This window comes from Delftia sp. JD2 (genome assembly GCF_001682645.1).
Taxonomy (GTDB): Bacteria; Pseudomonadota; Gammaproteobacteria; order Burkholderiales; family Burkholderiaceae_C; genus Comamonas; species Comamonas acidovorans.
The window spans coordinates 1-17,006 of record NZ_LFJT01000043.1; the positions used below are offsets into that span (position 1 = coordinate 1).

The following is a 17,006-nucleotide window of genomic DNA, read 5'->3' on the forward strand; positions in this document are numbered from 1 at the left end:
GGACCCGCCAGTCCCGCCCACCCGCTGTTCTTCAGGTCAATGGATGCCCGGGAAGTCGACGATCACGCCGATGATTTGCGGGTTCACCGAGGTGCTGCTGCCCTTGAAGGTATTGGCCTGTGCGGTGCTCTTGGTGTACTCGGACTGGTGACCGCCCGTGCCACCGAAGGTGAAGGGTCCGATGCGCACACCCGCGCTGGCCTCGAAGGCCTGCTTGTTCTGCTGATAGGTGTTGGCGCTCATCGTGATCTCGAACGAAGGCTTGTAGACGACCAGCAGCTCGGACACCCTTGCCGCGACGATGCCGTTCGGGCCGAACAGGGAGCTCGATCCCGGGCCGCCGTTGGCCACCCACGGGGCGACGATGGTGTAGCCCTGGCCGTTCGGCCCCTGCTGTGCCTTGGCCAGTTCGCTCATGAAGCCGCCCGGGTACCAGTCGCCCGGATTCACCTTCACGCGCGTGGAGGACTCGCAGCTGATCTTCACGGCCGAGCTCGAGTCTTGGTTGAACAGGTCGGACTTGCTCCAGCCGCCCGATGCGTTGACGCTCCAGAAGAAGTTGCCAACGCTGGTCGAGCCCTTGGCAAACGAGGACTTGAAGTCGCTGCTCGATTGCGAAGATTTCATCGCGATCGAGAACGCGCCTGCGCTGCCGTTGCTGAGCGATGCACGCCAGTCCGCGCCGTTCGTGTCGATGTGGAAGTCCGGCTGCCAGCGCAGGATGCCCGCGCCATCCGGCACCTTGGTCCAGCCTGCCGGTGCGTTGTTCGTGGCGGGGTCGCCCGACGGCGTCTGCATCATGTCGATGGCGCGCTGCAGATCGCTGGGCATGCTGGCCCGCTCCAGCTCCATCTTCATCTTGACCGCCTGGTTGTAGGCGTTGGTGGCCGCCTGGATGGCGGCAACGTAGGCAGTAGCCTCTGGCGCGTTGCTGATCCACGCGTTGATGTCAGGGTAGCGGGCTGCGAATATCAAGCCGCCGTTCTGCTTTGAACTCAGGTAGACCTGGTTCATGTCGCTGTTGGCCTTGACGATCGCATTGCTTTTCTGGACGCACAGGTTGGCCAGCGCTGTCTGATCGGCCTGCTGCTCGGGGCTGACCTTGAATGTCACGTGACCGAAGATCTGGCGAACGGCGTCGAAGAGCGTTGCATCGAGGCTGCCGTACTGACCGATCGCGGACCACTGCGGCATGCCGCTGACGACCTGATAGGCCGCCGCGTCCCATTGCCCGGTCGGAGCCGTGCCCCAGCTGAAGTCCTTGGGGGTGCCAAGCAACTGGAAATTCGGGGTGCCGAGATTATCGACAAGGGCGTTGTACAACTGGCTGAACATGGCTTGATCTGACATGGCGTGCAATTCCTGAAATTGAATGAATAGGGAGCGACATGAGGTTTGAAGTCATGAACGCTTTTCTTTGCCAATGAGAATGATTGCCCGGTATTGGGCCTAAGGCACGGGGTGCCCGGGAGAAATCTCAGGTGGTGACCGCGAAGAGTGGTTCATGGCGGGATACTCCTTTGAGTTGCGTGCAGGAATCCGACACGTGGGCGCCGGGAAGATGCCTCGACGGACGCTGACCGTAGAGGCGAAGAGGTGAAGGGATATGAGCCTTTGCAGCCTTTCAAGGCTCGCGCGGATATTCCATATCAACCGCGCAAACCTGGAATGCACTGGCGCCTGCTGAAGCCGTCATAAGTATTCGTTGGACTCATCATGCCCAATTGCATCAGGAGGATGGAATACTTCCAATGTCGTATTCGGTGAGCACGGACAGGCGATGCGCGCTGGCCTGGATATCAGATGCTGCCGCCATTGCGATTTGCCGTTGGCGCGAATGTCTGCAACTGGGCGGTGCTTGTCAGGCCCAGTTTGCGCAGAATGTTTTCGCGATGCTTGCGCACGGTCAAGTCGCTGAGGTAAAGCGAACGTGCGATCTCCTTGCTGGTCTGGCCCGCCAGCACGTGCACCATCACCTCCTGCTCGCGGGGAGACAGAGGGAGCGGTGAGCGGGCAGCCCTCAACCAGCCTTGCCGCCTGGCATGCGTGACGAGTTCTACGGCATTGCGCAGGCCCAACCGCGTGCACATATTGCTGCGGTGCTTGCGTACCGTGTGTTCGCTGATGCCCAGCGTGTGCGCAATGTCCCTGCAGCCGAGGCCTTTGGCCATCGCTTCGAGTACATCGATTTCGCGCGCGGTGAGCGCAGACGCGATGACTTCATCTGCTGTTGGATGCGCAGCATCGAGATGGCATTCGCTATTTGCCAAAGCTATTTCCGATCTATCCATGGTATGTCTCCCATTTTTTATGTGCCGATGCCATAGGGCTATCCCACGCCGAAGCCTCGGCGAGACTGCTTTGCACAGTGCCGTTTGAAAGATTGAATAACTGGCTAAACCGCCTGTTTACCGCCTGAGTAAACTGACGTCATGCCATTCGTGTGAAAATTGTGCGGTAAAGGATCAGCCGGAAAAAGCCTGAACATTGGACGATTGAAAATCGCGCGCATTCAGCCTGTGGCAGCTTTTTGTATCCAAGGCGGGAGATTAGTAAACCATTATCAAGATGGTGTGGTGCGTTGAGGGAGTATCAAAGTCGTTTGAGAATCTGTTATCGCCATTTCACCGTTGGAATGGACATCTTAGTGGAAATCTCTGGCGAAATCATTACATCTGGCTACAAAATTCGACGCCAAGGTTTTTGCAGCAGATTGTGGGAAAGCCAATGGTCTTCTGTGGATCGCGCTTGCGTGATCAGGATTTTCTGGCATTGCCCAGCCGAGTCCAGGATGCGGGCTGTTGCGCAGGTCTTGAGACATGCGGGTAAGCAATTCCTGCCATGGCGTATCGAGAAGCGGCTGGGTGCCTGGGATGTGCTTCAAGGGAAGCACATCTTTTGCCAAAAGCGTTCCCGGGTCATGACGAAGGGCGTGAGCACCACGCCGTCGCCAGTCCCAACGACCTGGATAGACGCCAGTTCAGGTGGCAGGGCGGGCGCCCTCGTCAGGCCCGCCCTCCAGCACGCGCAGCAGCAGGGACAGCCGCTGGTCCAGCGCGGCCAGTTCGGCAACGGGCATGGGCGCCAGCATGGCGCGCTCGTTGTCCAGATGCGCTTCCACAGCGCGGTCTATCAGCTCCAGCCCCTGGTCCGTGAGCTGCACCAGCATGCTGCGCGCGTCCTGCGGGTTGGGCAGGCGCTGCACCAGGCCGCGCGTCTCCAGGCTTTTCATGCGGTGGGTCATGGTGCCCGAGGTGACCATGAGCGTGGAAAACAGGGCCGTGGGCGTGAGGCAGAAGGGCGCGCCCGAGCGGCGCAGCGTGGCCAGCACGTCGAACTCCCACATGGTCATGCCGAAGCGGGCAAAGCACTCTTCCAGCCGTTGCTCCAGCAGGGCGGCGCAGCGCTTGATGCGGCCTATGGGGCCCATGGGGCTGGCGTCCAGGTCGGGGCGTTCGCGCGCCCATTGTTCGAGGATGGTGTCTACCCGGTCGGGCAGGCGGGGGAGGGTGGGTTTCGGCATTTGTCTTGATTTTAAGATAAGTCGTGCATAATGGATTTGTCTTGAATTGAAGATAAATGCCATGTCCTCCTCGCCATCCTCTTCCGCCTCACCCTCGGCCAGCCCCGCCATGTCCTGGCGCGACATCCTGCTGACCGCGCTGGCGCCCGCCATCTGGGGCTCCACCTACATCGTCACTTCCGAACTGCTGCCGCCAGACCGTCCGTTCACGGCTGCGCTGATCCGCGTGCTGCCGGCCGGGTTGCTGCTGGTGCTGTTCACGCGGCGGCTGCCCGTGGGCTCGGGCTGGTGGCGGCTGCTGGTGCTGGGCGCGCTGAACATCGGCGTGTTCCAGGCGCTGCTGTTCGTGGCGGCCTACCGGCTGCCGGGCGGGCTGGCGGCCGTGCTGGGCGCCGTGCAGCCGCTGCTGGTGATGGCGCTGGCATGGGGCGTGGACGGGCGGGTCCCCGCGCGGCTGACGTTGTGGGCCGCCGTGGCGGGCATTGCGGGCATGGCGGTGTTGCTGCTGTCGCCGCAGACGGTGTTCGAACCCGTGGGCATGGCGGCGGCATTGGCGGGTGCGGTGTGCATGGCGGCCGGCACCTGGCTTACGCGGCGCTGGCGCGTGGACTTGCCGGTGCTGGCGCTGACGGGCTGGCAACTGCTGTTTGGCGGGCTGATGCTGCTGCCGCTGGCCTGGTGGGTGGATGCGCCGCTGCCCGCGCTGTCGCCCACCCAGCTGGGCGCCTATGCCTACCTGTGTCTTGCCGGCGCGCTGCTGGCCTATGTGCTGTGGTTTCGCGGCATCGGGCGCCTGCCTTCGGTGGCCGTGTCGTCATTGGGCCTGTTGAGCCCGCTCACCGCCGTGGTCCTGGGCTGGGCGCTGCTGTCGCAGTCCGTGACGGGCATGTCTTTCCTGGGCCTGCTGGTGGTGCTGGCCAGCGTGCTGGCGGTGCAGTGGTCTGCTTCGCGCGGCGCCTGAGCATGGGAACGGTTGGCAAGGGGCTGCGGATTATTTATCATACGGTGTATGTTTAATTGGATGGAGAGATCGCCATGGCACCCGCAAAAGCCCTCAGCAATGCATTCGGCAAGGTCTTCATCGCCACTTCGGTGGATGGTTTCATTGCCCGGCCCGATGGTTCGCTGGACTGGCTGCCGGCCGGGGGCGATGGCGGCGAGGACTACGGCTACGCGGCCTTCATGAGGACGGTGGACGGCATCGTCATGGGCCGCTCCACCTATGAAAGCGTGCTGGGCTTCGACGGCTGGCCCTTTGAAAAACCCGTGGTGGTGATGAGCCGCACGCTGGGTGCGGGCGATGTGCCTGCCTACCTGCGCGGCAAGTTGCGCATCACGTCCGCCCAGCCTGCCCAACTGGTGGCCGAGCTGCGGGCCGAGGGCTGGAGCAGCGCCTATATCGACGGCGGCACCGTGATCCGCGCGTTTCTGGCGGCGGGTGAGGTGGGCGAGATGACCATCACCCGCGTGCCCGTGCTGATCGGCGCGGGGCGGCCGCTGTTTGGCGATATTGGCTGCGATCTGCGGTTGACGTGCCTGGCTTCCCAGGCCTATCCCAGTGGCATGGTGAGCACGCGCTACCGGGTGGAGGCGGGCGGCCGGGTCATGGTGCGCAACGGTGGCGGCGATGAGTGAGCCGGCTGTATCGACTGCACAGGCTGCACGGCGCGGGCGCCCCTCGGCCGGGCGCTCGCTCAGCCGCGATCAGGTGCTGGATGCCGGGCTGGCCTTGCTGGAGGCCGTGGGCGCGCAGGGCTTTGGCCTGCGGCCGCTGGCGCGGCAGCTGGGCATTACGCCCATGTCGGTGATCCACCATGTGGGTGACCAGCAGGAATTGATGCGCAGCCTGGTGGAGCGCGTGCATGGCCAGCCGCTGGCCGAACCTTCGCCCGGGCTTGCACCCGTGCAGCGTGTGCAGGCGCTGCTGGTGGGCTACATGGAGCGTGTGCGCCGCCATCCGGCGCTGACGGTGTGCATTCTGGGCGACCCGGCCCTGTTCACCGATTCGCTGGCCGCCTTCACGCAGCGGCTGCGCGGCGAGGTGCAGCAGTGCGAGCCCGGCGAAAACGAGGGCGCTGCCGCCGTGCTGCTGGACTTGCTGATCGACTACACGCATGGCCATGCGCTGGCGTTGGCCCTGTCGGGCGAGGGCGCGCAGTCCTTGCATGGCCGGTTCGAGCAGGGGCTGGCGCGGCTGCTGCGCTAGGCGCCGGCCTCCACGCGCAGGCCGGCCTGCTGCCAGCCGGTGAAGCCTGCCTCGAAGCGCCGCGCCTCCCGGCCGCTGGCGCGCAGCGCCGTGACGGCATTGGCCGAGAGCACGCAGTACTGGCCCCCGCAATAGGCCACGATGTCCTTGTCGGGCGGCAGCGCGTCCAGCTCGCCTTCCAGCGCTTCCAGGGGAATATTGACGGCCCCGGGCAGGTGGCCCTGGGCGAATTCCGCTGGCGGACGCACGTCCAGCACGATGGTGTCGTCCATCTGCATGCGCTGCAGCAGCTCGTCCAGCGCAACGGCTTGCAGGCGGTCACGCTGGCGCAGGCTGTCGGAGACCACGGCGCGGATCTCGGCGTGGCGGAATTGCAGATAGTCGTGCAGCGCATCGACGATGCCGGTGATGGGTCCGTCGCCCAGCCGGTAAAGCACATGCTTGCCCTCGCGCCGTGTGAGCACCATGCCCGCGCGCTTGAGGTGCTGCAGGTGCTGGGAGGTGTTGGCCACGGACAGCCCGCACAGCTCGGCCAGGCGCTCCACGGGCTGCTCGCCTTCGGCCGCATGGCTCAGCAAGGTGAGGCGGTGGGCATGGCCCAGGGTGCGCGCCAGGTCGGCCAGGTCGGGGAAGGCCTCGATCGGTACAGGGCTGCTTGACGGATTCATGGGGGATAGCCTAGCATCACGCAAACATTCAATCAATTAATTGAATGTATTGTTCATTGTGCATGCGGTGGCATCCAAGGAGGCCGCTGCAAACCTGCAAGAGAGTGAAGAGACATGCTGGATGTGCCGGAATTCCTGCTGCGCGCCGTGCTGACGGGCGCAGGCGCGACCTTGGTGATGGATGTGTGGGCGCTGCTGCTGCAGCGTCTGTGGGGCGTGCCTTCGCTGAACTACGCCATGGTGGGCCGCTGGCTGGGCCATCTGCCGCGCGGCCGGCTGGTGCATGCCGGCATCGGCCGGTCCGCGCCGGTGGCGGGTGAGAAGGCCCTGGGCTGGGTGGCGCACTATGCGATCGGCATCGCCTTTGCGGCGGCCCTGCTGGCCCTGGCGGGCGAGGGCTGGGCCCGGGCGCCCACGCTGTGGCCGGCCCTGGCCTGGGGCGTGTTCACCGTGGCCGCACCCTTTCTGGCGCTGCAGCCGTGCATGGGGGCGGGGCTGTTTGCCCGCAAGACACCCAAACCCGCCGTGGCGCGGCTGCGCAGCCTGATGGCGCACACGGTGTTCGGCCTGGGCCTGTTCATCGCGGCCTGGGCCGTCTCGCAACTGCGGGGCTGAGCGGATGCGCTGACCCGGTTCAGGCAAACAGCCTGTGCGCCATGAATTCGAGAAAGGCCCTGACCTTGGGCGAGAGGTCGCGGCCCGTGGGCCAGACCATCCAGACCGTGCCCTGGGCGTTGGCGGTGAACGGGTCGAGCACGGTCTGCAGCAGGCCCTGCTCCAGCTGGCGGGCCACGGTGAAATCCGGCAGGCAGGCAATGCCCTGGCCGCGCAGCGCCAGGAAGATGCGCATCTCCACGCTGTTGCAGACCACGCTGGAGGGCAGCGCGGGCGGGGCGGTGTCGTCGTCGTTTCCCAAGGGCCAGCGCTCCAGCCGGCCGGTGGCCGGATAGCGGTAGTGCAGGCATTGGTGGCGGGCCAGGTCGGCAGGTTGCGCCGGCCTGCCATGGCGCTGGAAATAGGCGGGCGAGCCCACCAGCACGCGCCGGAAGCCGCCCAGCCGCCGGTGCTTGAGGCCCGAGTCCTGCAGCGGCGCGGCGCGTATGGCCACGTCAAAGCCGTCGCCGATCACATCGACCAGATGGTCCGAGAAGTTCAGGTCCAGTTCGACCTCGGGGTACTCCAGCAGGAAGTCCGAGAGCGCCTGCTCGAACAAACCGCAGTGGCGTGGCAGGCTGACCTTGAGCCGGCCCTGGGGCCGCTCGCCCGCATGGCGCAGTTCCTGCTGGGCGGCCTCGACCTCGCAGAGGATGCGCCGGCAGCGCTCCAGAAAGCGTTCGCCCTCGGCCGTCAGTGCCAGCGTGCGCGTGCTGCGGTTGAACAGGCGCACGCCCAGGCGCTCCTCCAGCCGCGCCACGGCCTTGCCCACGGCCGAGGGCGACAGCCCCAGCTCGCGCGCCACGGCAGAGAAGCCCAGCCGCTCGGCCACGCGCACAAAGAGGCCGATGCTGCCCAGGCTGTCTATTTCCATGCGCTGTGTGAAGAGGTGTGTGAAGAAGATGATTTGAGACTCGAGTGTCTCAAGTGTTCGGAAATGAAGATGGATTGTCTCAGATGAAGACGGGCCTACGCTGGCGGTCGTTTCTTGAAATGGCGCACAAACCATGTCTTCCCTCTCTCGCGGCAGCCCCCTCAAATGGCTGCAACTGCTGGCCGTCTGCCTGACGGGGCTGCTGATTCCCCTGAGCTTCACGGGCCCGGCCGTGGCCCTGCCTTCCATCCATGCCGAGCTGGGCGGCACGCCCTCCCAGCTGGGCTGGATCATGAATGCCTACATCCTGAGCTACGGCAGCGCCATGATGGTGGCCGGCAGCCTGACCGACATCCATGGCCGGCGCCGCCTGTGGCTGCTGGGGCTGGCCTGGTTCGGCCTGCTGAGCTTTGGCGTGGGCCTGGCAACCGATCTGCGCTGGGCCGATGGGCTGCGCCTGCTGCAGGGGCTGGGCGGGGCGGTGGCCTTTGCGGCGGCCATGTCTTCGCTGGCGCCGCTGTTCGAGGGCGCGGCGCGCATGCGGGCCTTCAGCCTGCTGGGCACGACCTTTGGCCTGGGCCTGGCCTTCGGCCCCTGGGTGTCGGGCCTAATGGTGGACAGCCTGGGCTGGCGCTGGGTGTTCCATGGGACGGGGCTGGTGGCGCTGCTGGGCCTGCCCATGGTGATGGCCAGCGCGCGGCGCGATGAAGCCGTGTCTGCCGACCGGCCCGACTGGCTGGGCGCAGCCCTGTTCACCCTGGCCCTGGGCGGCTTCACCTACGGCGTGCTGATGGTGCCCGAGCGCGGCTGGCTCCATGCCGAGGTGCTGGGGCCGCTGGCGCTGTCCGCCGTGCTGTTCGTGGTCTTCGTGGCGGTGCAGCGGCGCGTGGCCCGTCCGTTGCTGGATCTGTCGCTGTTCTCGCAGCCGCGCTTTCTGGGTGTGCAGTTGCTGGCGGCGTCACCGGCGTTTCTGTTCATCTCTCTGGTGGTCATGCTGCCCGGGCGCTTCATTGGCGTGGAGGGGCTGAGCCCGCTGGCGGCGGGCCGCATGATGGGCTGGCTGGCGGCGCCCTTGCTGGTGGTGCCGCTGCTGGCGGCCCTGCTGGTGGGCCTGTTGTCGCGCTGGATCAGCCCGGGCCGGCTGTCGGCGGCCGGTCTGCTGCTGGCCGCGGCGGGTCTGTGGTGGCTGGCGGCTGCCTTCGGGCAGGGCGCCGGTCCGGCGTTGGCGCTGCCCTTGCTGCTGATAGGCACCGGCATTGGCCTGCCCTGGGGCCTGATGGACGGGCTGGCCGTGAGCACCGTGGCGCCAGACCGCGTGGGCATGGCCACGGGCATCTTCAACACCGTGCGCATCTCGGCGGACGGCGTGGCCCTGGCCGTGGCGGGCGCCGTGCTGTCGGTGCTGGTGGAGGGGCGGCTTGGCGGGCTGTCGCCCGATGCGGGCCTGCGGCGCGAGATGGCCGGGCAACTGGCCCAGGCCGATCTGGCGCGTGCCGCCCAGGCGCTGCCGGGGCAGTACGGCTTGCTTGCGCAGGTGTACGGCGCGGCCTTCCACGATCTGTTGCTGCTGCTGGCGGGGCTGGCGGTGGTCACGGCGCTGGCCGTGCTGTGGCTGCTGGAGCGCAATGGCCGGGCCGTGTCTTCCCCGGAGCAACTGGCCCCGCAGGCCGGGCGCAGGCTCAGCTAGCAGGCTGCAACTGCACGCCCAGGCGCGAGAACAGGATCTGCCGGCCATCGCCCTGCAGGCGCTGTATCACCATGCCGCCATCGCGGTGCAGGTAGATGCGCAGGGCGCTGCCGTTGCCGGGATCGTGGTCCAGGTAGCAGGGGTCTTTGTCCAGGTCCTTCCAGCCGTGAAAGTCTTCCAGCCGGCGTGTACTGATGCGGCGCAGCTCGGTCTCGGGGGCCGCGAAATAGCTGTGGGTCTGAAGCCACAGCGTGCGCAGCTGCTCGAAGGACTGTTCGCGCGAGGAACAGGCGGGCGCAGCCTCCAGCAGGGACAGCAGCATGTCCAGAAGCTGATCGAATGAATACTGCATGCCGCGCCCCTTTCAGCGATCGACGGTGCGCACTGCGCAACCTCGATCAGGGTAACCGGATATTGCGCGAATGTGAACAAAGCATGACCGTGGTGGTTTGTCGCTATTGCCAGCCTGCGCCGACAGTGATTGGCGCGAGTGTTGCATGCAGGGCACCGGCCTGGATGGCCGGACAATGGCCGGGCACATCCTGCGTGATGCCGACCTTTTTTGTTCCCGCCACCTGTTTCCCCACTTCTGCTGCCCATGGAACGCTTCACCATCTCCATCGACGACGACCTGGCCCGTGATTTCGACGCATGGATCGCCGCGCGCGGCTACGACAACCGCTCCGAGGCCATCCGCGACGTGCTGCGCGCCCACCTGGCCCAGGTGCGCGAGCGCGAGGACGCCGACGGCCTGTGCGTGGCCAACCTGTCCTATGTCTACAACCACCACGAGCGCGACCTGTCCGAGCGCCTGGCCAGCCTGCAGCATGACCACCACGAACTGCACATGGCCACCACCCACGTGCACCTGGACCATGAGCAGTGCATAGAGACGGTGATGCTGCGGGGACCGGCCAGCGCCGTGCGGCGATTTGCCGACACCATCACGGCCGAGCGCGGCGTGCACCATGGCCAGCTCAACCTGGTGATGGCGCGCCGGGGGGAGTCTGGCGGGCATGAGCACGCGCAACCTGATCCGCATTCACATCCCCATTCACACGCCCACGGCGACTGATTGAAGCCAGGGCGGGCGCCTTGCCCAGCCTTTGTCACGCAGGTCGGTATGAAGTTTGCTTTTTTCTTCATACAACTCCTGGACCCGCATGACACATCCTCTGAAATTTCCTTCTCGGCCCTGCGCCTTGCACCAGATTGCGGCGGCCGGCCTGCTGGGCCTGGCCGCCATTCCCCAGGCTGGTGCACAGCAGGCGACGGATGCCTCGCCCAGCCTGCAGCCCGTCGAGGTCAAGGGCCAGACCGCGCGCGGCGCCTCGGCCGCCTACACCACCACGGTGATCGAGGCCGAGGACATCGCCAACGCCCACGCCAGCCATCCGCAGGAGCTGCTGCGCCAGGTGCCGGGCATGAATGTGCAGAACTACCAGCTGTCCGGTGTGGGCGATGCCATCGTCATGCGCGGCTTCGGCGGGGGCGGGCACGGCGGCGACGTGGGCGTGGTGCTGGACGGCATTCCACTGAACGAGGCCATGTCGCATGCCGACGGCTATGTAGACTTGGGCGTGATCGTGCCGCTGGAGATGGAGCGCATCAGCATCTACAAGGGTCCCGTGTCCGCGCTGTACGGCAACTTCAACCGCGCGGGGCTGATGGCGATAGAGACGCGCAAGCAGGGCGACTACACCCCCTACCGCGAGGCCGACGTGAGCCTGGCCTCGCACGGCACGCTGGACGCTCAGGCGGCGCTGGGGCTGAAGCCGGGGGAGGGCGAATTCCTGAACCTGGCGGCCCAGCACTACCGCACCGATGGATTTCGCGCGCAGTCGCAGTTCCAGCGCAGCACGGCGGCGCTGCGCTGGAGCAAGCGGCTCACGCCGCAGCTGGAAGTGGCGCTGTCGGCACGGCTGCACCACGGCGAGGGCGACTCGCCTTCGTACCTGACGGCGGGGCAGTTCGCACGCGATCCGCATGGCATCGATCCGCGCGCCATGAACGATGGCACGCGCAAGAACTTCGCCACGCTGCGCGCCGATGTGCAGTACGCGCTCTCGCCCCGGCTGACCTGGCTGGGCTATGCCTACACCACGCAGCAGAGCTTCACGCGCTGGTTCAGCCGGCCCATTGATGCGCTGCAGTGGCGCCAGCGCGAGGAAAGCTATGACCGCGCCGCCTACGGCGCCGGCACCAGCCTCAATGGCCGCCATGTCACGGCGCTGACCCCGATCAACTGGGTGGCCGGGCTGGAGGCCGTGCGCGAGTCCACCGACTACCAGTTCTACGACGGCCTGCAATGGCGCGAGCGCACGGGCGCAGCCATTGACGACCGCAATTCCAGGCTCAACACCCTCTCGGCCTTTGCCGAGGTGGATGCGCCCGTTCACCGCCTGCTGCAGCTGTCCGCCGGCCTGCGCTGGGACCGCTTCACGGGCGGCTGCCGTCCCAACGGCCCCGAGACGGGCAGCGACCCCTGCGGCCCGCTGGCGCGCACCTCGCATGCCAGCCCCAAGCTGGGCCTGCGCTCGCAGGTGGCGCCGGGCGTGCTGCTGCGCGCCAGCTGGTCCGAGGGCTTTGCGCTGGCCAGCGATTTCGCCAAGTACGCGCTGGGCGCCGCGCGGCTTGATCCCAACATCTTTCGGCAGACCGAAGTGGGCGCGCAGATCAAGCCCATCCCGGGCCTGGTGCTGGATGTGGCGGCCTATCGGCTGCAGTCCTCGGGCGAGATCCGCAACGTGGCGCCTGGCGTGTACGAGAACTTCGGCGCCACGCGCCGCACCGGCGTGGAGGCCAGCGCGCTGTGGGCGGTGCGCAGGAACCTGGACCTGCAACTGGCCTGGGGCAGCGCCCATTCGCGCGTGACCGAAAACGGCAACCCGGCCCTGGTCGGCAATGAGGTGGCCGGCGTGCCCCGGCAGACCGCCACCGTGGGCCTGGCCTGGCGCCCGCTGGCGCAGTGGGAGGGCACGCTCACCTGGCGCCGCGTGGGCCGCTATGCGGTCACTGCCGACAACAGCGTGTTCTACGGCGGCTACGCCACCTGGGACCTGGGCCTGAGCTGGCGCCTGCCTTCGGCGCGCAGCCGCATCTACGCCGTGGTCTCCAACCTGGGGGACAAGGCCTATGCCACGTCGGCCTCGGTCATCCGCGGCGTGCCGCTGTTCGCGCCCGGCGCGCCACGCACGCTCAAGGTCGGCGTGCAGACACAGTTTTGAGGAGGAAAAAATGAAATCCAACCCCTGTTTCGCATCCGTTGCAACCGCCGCATTCGTGGTCCTGCTGGCCTGCGCGCCGCTGGTCCAGGCCCACAACGTCTGGCTGGAGCCCGATGCCGACGGCGCCTACACCGTGCAGTTCGGCGGCCATGAGGGCAAGCTGGAGAACTTTGCGGCCGGCAAGCTCAAGAGCGTTGAGGCCTATGACGCGCGCGGCCGCCGCATCGACGTGGCCGTGCAGCCCGTGCCCGGCGGTGCCCGCGCCACGCCGGCCCGCAAGGCCGCGCTGCTGGCCGCGCATTTCGACAACGGATTTTTCAGCCGCGTGGGCGAGGGGCCGATGGTCGAAAAGCCCATGACCGAGAACCCCGGCGCCACCAGCGGCGTGCATGCGCTCAAGTTCCACAAGACCATCCTCGAATGGGGCCCGGTCACCCGCGAGAAGCTGGGCCAGACCCTGGAGATCATCGCCAGGACCCGCCGCTCGCCCCACGCGGGCGAGCCCCAGCAATTCCAGGTGCTGCTGAACGGCCAGCCCCGGGCCGGCGTGCGCGTGTCGCTGGGAGAAAGCGGCCCGCCACTGGCAACCGATGCCGACGGCCTGGTGACCGTCACACCGCGTGCCGGCATGAACCAGCTGCTCGCCATCGTGCGCCTGCCCGTGGCAGGCGACGCGCGCACCACCAGCCTCAGCTACGAGTACCTGCTGGGGTTCTCGGCGCATTGAACGGGGCTGGCGGCCCGGCCCGGCCTGGCGTGGCCCGGCGCTGTGGGGTCAGTCCAGCGCCAGGCGCCGGTCTGCGGCCAGCTTCTTCCACTTGGCGTTGTCCTGGGACATGAAGCGCTGGATCTCGGGCAGGGACATGGGCGTGGCCACGGCCCCGGCGGCCTGCAGCGTGGGGCGCAGCTCGGGCGACTGTATGGCCTGGTTGATCCACTGGTTGAGCTGGGCCAGCCGCTCGGGGGGCGTGCCGGAGGGCACGGCCACGGCATACCACTGGGTGGCCTCGTAGCCGGGCACGCCGGCCTCGCGCATGGTCGGTACATCAGGCAGGCTGTCTATGCGCGTGGCGCTGGTCACGGCATAGGCCTTCAGCCGGCCCGACTGGATGTGCGGCAGCACGGGCGTCACGCCCAGCATGGCCAGGGGGATCTGCCCGCCCACCACATCGGTCACGGCCTGGCCGCCGCCCTTGTACGGCACATGCACCATGCTGGTGGCCGCCAGGGCGTTGAGCAGTTCGCCCGCCAGATGCTGGGAGGTGCCCGTGCCCGAACTGGCGTAGCTCCATTGGCCCGGTTTGGCTTTCATGGCGGCTACCAGTTCGCCCAGGCTGCCGGCCGCACCCGGGGCAGGGCCCACCAGCACCATGGCGCCCCGGGCCATCACGGCCACGGCGGTCAGCTCGCGGCCCACCTCGGGCTGGCGTGGGCCGGACAGCTGCGGACCGGGAACGGAGACCAGGGTCAGGCCATCGGCAGGCGCCTTGGCCGCCGCCTGCAGGCTGATCGCGCCCGAGGCGCCCGGCCGGTTCTCCACCACCACGCTGACACCGGCCCTGGCCTCCAGTTGCCGGGCCACATGGCGGGTCAGCACGTCCAGGCTGCCGCCGGGCGCAAAGCCCACGATCCAGGTGATGGGCTTGCCCTGCGGGGCGTGCGCCGGGGAATCGGCCGCGCGGGCCGTGGGCAGTGCAAGGGCCAGCAGGGCTGCGGCGGCCAGGGGGCGCAGTGCATGGCGGCGGGTGGTCGGCAGGCGGCCGCTGGCCTGCGGGGCGGGTAGGGGTGCGCAGGTCATTGGTCGGGGGCGCCGGGCGCGGTGTTGGGGTGTGCCTTGCAGCTTTCGTTGAAGCGCTGGACCATGGTCAGCATGGGGTTGAGCACCCAGGTGTTGAAAATCAGCACGTCATGCTCCTCCTTGGGATCGCGCACGATGTTGAACAGGTAGGGGGACTCCAGCTTGCCCTTGCTCTCGTTGACCTCGGGCTCCCAGTAGAAATGCAGCTTCCAGTCGCGCCACTTCGCGGCCCGCAGCTGGTCCTTGATGTAGAAGAGAAAGCCCTCGCGCGCGGACCGGGGCTCGCCCAGCAGGAATGCCGTCTGGTCCAGGCCGTCGATGGGCCGGTCCTGCGGCACGGCAGCGCCCGCCACCGCCGCCAGGGTGGAGAAGATGTCGGTCACGTGCATGATTTCATTGCTGGTGCGCCCGGCCTGGATGCGGCCCGGCCAGCGTGCGATGAAGGGCACGCGCAGGCTGCCCTCCATGGCCGTGTGGTAGGTGCCGCGCCAGGGGCCGGCCGTGCCGCGGTAGGGCTGGCGGAACTCGGGGCCGTTGTCGCTGCAGAAGATGAACAGGGTGTCCTCGCGCAGGCCGAGCCGGTCGATCTCGTCCGAGATCTGGCCCACGCGGTGGTCCATCTCCACCATGGAGTCGGCAAAGTCGCCCTGGCCGGTGCGGCCCGCGAAATCCGCATGCGGCAGCGTGGGAAAGTGCAGGTGCACCAGGGGCAGGTACAGGAAGAAGCGGCGGTCCCGGGCGTGGTTGCGGCGCATGAAGTCCAGCGAGCGCTCCACCAGCTCGGCATCGATGTTGCGCCGCGATTCCAGGTCATAGACCTTGACATCGTCCGAGGGCGCGCCCGCGCGGCCTTCCATGATGTGGGGCAGGGGCGCCACCAGGGGATCGTAGCCCGTGGTCGCGGTGAACTGGCTTTCGTCCGTGGTGCGGGGAATGCCGTACCACTCGTCGAAACCCCGGTCCGAGGGATAACGGCCCGGAATGTCCCCCAGATGCCATTTGCCGAAATGCGCCGTGGCATATCCCTGGGCGGACAGCAGTTGGGCCAGCGTGGTCTCGCCGCGCGTCAGGCCCTGTGGCAGCCCGGCCGGCACCGATTGCAGGGCACCCGTGCGGATGGGATGGCGCCCCGTCATCAGGGCCGAGCGCGTGGGCACGCAGTCGCTTTCCACGTTGAAGTTCTGCAGCAGCAGTCCCTCGCAGGCCAGCTGGTCGATGCGCGGAGTGGGCGCGCCGCGCAGCGCACCGCCGCCGTAGCAGCCCAGCTCGCCCCAGCCCAGGTTGTCCGCGACGATGAGCACGATGTTTGGTGGGTTCATGATGTGGCTCAAATAGTTTCCATGCCAAAACTCTAGCCACAAGCCCTGTCTTGGTGATAACCAAACCAGCGAAAATCAATGCATATCTGGAATGGCTTTGCTCGGCAAGGTAGCAAGCTTTCTCGTTTTTCTTCGTTGACAAGGAATGGCATGACGGGATTTGCCTATAACGAGCTGGCCTGCTTTCTGGCCGTGGCCGAGCATGGCCATTTCGGGCGTGCGGCCGCTGCCCTGCAACTGACCCAGCCGGCCGTCTCCAAGATCGTGCGCCGCGTGGAGCAGGGCGTGGGAGCAGCCCTGTTCACGCGCGGAACGCATGGCGTGGCGCTGACCAGCAGCGGCCAGCTGTTCATGGAGCCCGCGCGTCAACTGGTCTTGCGGCATGAGGAGACAATGCGCGCCGCCAGCGACATCCAGGCCCAGCATGTGGGCCTGATCCGCCTGGGCTTCACGCAGGCCACCTCGGAAAGCCGCGCCACCCGGGCCGTGGCCGAGCTGCTGCGCCGTCGCCCCGGCCTGCGCGTGCGGCTGACCGTGGGCAAGTCCGACGACCTGGAGCGCGCGCTGCTCGACGGCAGCCTGGACCTGGCCGTGGTGCCGTCCTACCCGGGCCATGCCACGCGCTGCGCCCAGGTGGTCATCGGCGAGGACGAGCTATGGGCCGCCGCACGGCCGCGCCACCCGCTGTTCCAGCTGGCGCTGGAGCAGGGCCTGAGGTTCGGGAATTTGCAGGGCTACTCCTGGGCCTTGCCGGCACCGGGCGCCGCCGTGCGCAAGGTGGTGGACGAGGCCTTCGCGGCCCAGGGCCTGGGCGCGCCCACCGTGGCCCTGGAGATCCAGCACAACACCGAGGCCACCATCGACATCGTGGGCCAGACCGACCTGCTGTGCTACGTGCCCAGCCATGTGCTGCGCAGCAATCCCGAGCGCCTGCAGTCCCTGCCCATCCCCGAGCTGCGCACGCGCCGCAGCTGGCTCCTCATCAGCCACCCCAAGGCCCATTGGTCGCCGCTGATGTCCGCGCTGCGGGACCTGACGCTGGGGTAGCGG

18 protein-coding genes are annotated in these 17,006 nt (G+C 67.3%); 9 read left to right on the forward strand and 9 right to left on the reverse strand.

What is annotated here, in order from left to right:
- Positions 1-36: 36 nt before the first annotated feature.
- The 4 genes from ACM14_RS20765 to ACM14_RS20775 all read right to left on the reverse strand — a co-directional run bounded on the left by ACM14_RS20765 (position 37) and on the right by ACM14_RS20775 (position 3,523).
- The gene (locus tag ACM14_RS20765; RefSeq protein ID WP_065347179.1) at positions 37-1,350 is read right to left on the reverse strand and encodes a hypothetical protein; all 1,314 of its coding nucleotides are present in this window, start codon (positions 1,348-1,350) and stop codon (positions 37-39) included.
- Between the two features lie 449 nt (positions 1,351-1,799).
- Complete coding sequence (locus ACM14_RS20770; protein ID WP_065347180.1) at positions 1,800-2,291, reverse strand: response regulator transcription factor; 492 nt, start codon at positions 2,289-2,291, stop codon at positions 1,800-1,802.
- A gap of 353 nt (positions 2,292-2,644) precedes the next feature.
- Positions 2,645-2,884, reverse strand: a complete 240-nt coding sequence (locus tag ACM14_RS31755; protein WP_139093478.1) for a hypothetical protein — start codon at positions 2,882-2,884, stop codon at positions 2,645-2,647.
- Positions 2,885-2,980: 96 nt separating this feature from the next.
- Complete coding sequence (locus tag ACM14_RS20775) at positions 2,981-3,523, reverse strand: MarR family winged helix-turn-helix transcriptional regulator (protein ID WP_065347181.1); 543 nt, start codon at positions 3,521-3,523, stop codon at positions 2,981-2,983.
- 109 nt (positions 3,524-3,632) lie between these two features.
- Here ACM14_RS20775 and ACM14_RS20780 point away from each other — a divergent pair, with 109 nt between their 5' ends.
- The 3 genes from ACM14_RS20780 (at position 3,633) to ACM14_RS20790 (ending at position 5,729) form a co-directional block, all read left to right on the forward strand.
- Positions 3,633-4,484 (forward strand): EamA family transporter, encoded by an 852-nt coding sequence (locus ACM14_RS20780; RefSeq protein ID WP_065347182.1) that lies wholly within the window; start codon positions 3,633-3,635, stop codon positions 4,482-4,484.
- Between the two features lie 74 nt (positions 4,485-4,558).
- Positions 4,559-5,158, forward strand: a complete 600-nt coding sequence (locus tag ACM14_RS20785; RefSeq protein WP_065347183.1) for a dihydrofolate reductase family protein — start codon at positions 4,559-4,561, stop codon at positions 5,156-5,158.
- Positions 5,151-5,729 carry a TetR/AcrR family transcriptional regulator gene (locus ACM14_RS20790; RefSeq protein WP_065347184.1) on the forward strand — a complete coding sequence of 193 codons (579 nt, stop codon included), beginning with the start codon at positions 5,151-5,153 and terminating at the stop codon, positions 5,727-5,729. Before ACM14_RS20785 ends, ACM14_RS20790 begins: the two co-directional genes overlap by 8 nt.
- On the opposite strand, the gene ACM14_RS20795 is transcribed toward ACM14_RS20790, so the two are convergent.
- Entirely contained in the window at positions 5,726-6,397 is a 672-nt protein-coding gene (locus ACM14_RS20795) for a metalloregulator ArsR/SmtB family transcription factor (RefSeq protein WP_065347185.1), read from the reverse strand. The two genes, ACM14_RS20790 and ACM14_RS20795, sit on opposite strands and share 4 nt — an antisense overlap.
- Positions 6,398-6,511: 114 nt before the next feature.
- Here ACM14_RS20795 and ACM14_RS20800 point away from each other — a divergent pair, with 114 nt between their 5' ends.
- Positions 6,512-7,012 carry a DUF2938 domain-containing protein gene (locus ACM14_RS20800; RefSeq protein ID WP_065347186.1) on the forward strand — a complete coding sequence of 167 codons (501 nt, stop codon included), beginning with the start codon at positions 6,512-6,514 and terminating at the stop codon, positions 7,010-7,012.
- 19 nt (positions 7,013-7,031) lie between these two features.
- On the opposite strand, the gene ACM14_RS20805 is transcribed toward ACM14_RS20800, so the two are convergent.
- Entirely contained in the window at positions 7,032-7,919 is an 888-nt protein-coding gene (locus ACM14_RS20805) for a LysR family transcriptional regulator (RefSeq protein ID WP_065347222.1), read from the reverse strand.
- Between the two features lie 139 nt (positions 7,920-8,058).
- Between ACM14_RS20805 and ACM14_RS20810 the strand changes: the two genes are divergently transcribed.
- Positions 8,059-9,612 carry an MFS transporter gene (locus ACM14_RS20810; protein WP_065347187.1) on the forward strand — a complete coding sequence of 518 codons (1,554 nt, stop codon included), beginning with the start codon at positions 8,059-8,061 and terminating at the stop codon, positions 9,610-9,612.
- Here the strand turns inward: ACM14_RS20810 and ACM14_RS20815 are convergent.
- Complete coding sequence (locus tag ACM14_RS20815) at positions 9,605-9,964, reverse strand: hypothetical protein (RefSeq protein WP_043825588.1); 360 nt, start codon at positions 9,962-9,964, stop codon at positions 9,605-9,607. The genes ACM14_RS20810 and ACM14_RS20815 overlap by 8 nt on opposite strands.
- Before the next feature lie 246 nt (positions 9,965-10,210).
- Here ACM14_RS20815 and nikR point away from each other — a divergent pair, with 246 nt between their 5' ends.
- From nikR to ACM14_RS20830, 3 genes are all read left to right on the forward strand, one after another.
- Positions 10,211-10,687: a nickel-responsive transcriptional regulator NikR gene (gene nikR, locus ACM14_RS20820; protein ID WP_065347188.1), complete on the forward strand. Its 477-nt coding sequence runs from the start codon at positions 10,211-10,213 to the stop codon at positions 10,685-10,687.
- Between the two features lie 127 nt (positions 10,688-10,814).
- On the forward strand, positions 10,815-12,839 hold the full coding sequence (locus tag ACM14_RS20825) for a TonB-dependent receptor (RefSeq protein ID WP_254662108.1): 2,025 nt from the start codon (positions 10,815-10,817) through the stop codon (positions 12,837-12,839).
- Between the two features lie 10 nt (positions 12,840-12,849).
- On the forward strand, positions 12,850-13,566 hold the full coding sequence (locus ACM14_RS20830; protein WP_065347190.1) for a DUF4198 domain-containing protein: 717 nt from the start codon (positions 12,850-12,852) through the stop codon (positions 13,564-13,566).
- 48 nt (positions 13,567-13,614) lie between these two features.
- Here the strand turns inward: ACM14_RS20830 and ACM14_RS20835 are convergent, their stop codons facing one another.
- Both ACM14_RS20835 and ACM14_RS20840 read right to left on the reverse strand, forming a co-directional pair.
- Positions 13,615-14,637, reverse strand: a complete 1,023-nt coding sequence (locus ACM14_RS20835; protein ID WP_065347191.1) for a tripartite tricarboxylate transporter substrate binding protein — start codon at positions 14,635-14,637, stop codon at positions 13,615-13,617.
- Positions 14,634-15,956, reverse strand: a complete 1,323-nt coding sequence (locus tag ACM14_RS20840; protein ID WP_063327938.1) for an arylsulfatase — start codon at positions 15,954-15,956, stop codon at positions 14,634-14,636. The genes ACM14_RS20835 and ACM14_RS20840 overlap by 4 nt, the downstream gene beginning before the upstream one ends.
- A gap of 150 nt (positions 15,957-16,106) precedes the next feature.
- Between ACM14_RS20840 and ACM14_RS20845 the strand changes: the two genes are divergently transcribed.
- Positions 16,107-17,003, forward strand: coding sequence for a LysR family transcriptional regulator (locus ACM14_RS20845; protein ID WP_065347192.1), 897 nt, complete (start codon positions 16,107-16,109; stop codon positions 17,001-17,003).
- Positions 17,004-17,006 lie beyond the last annotated feature (3 nt).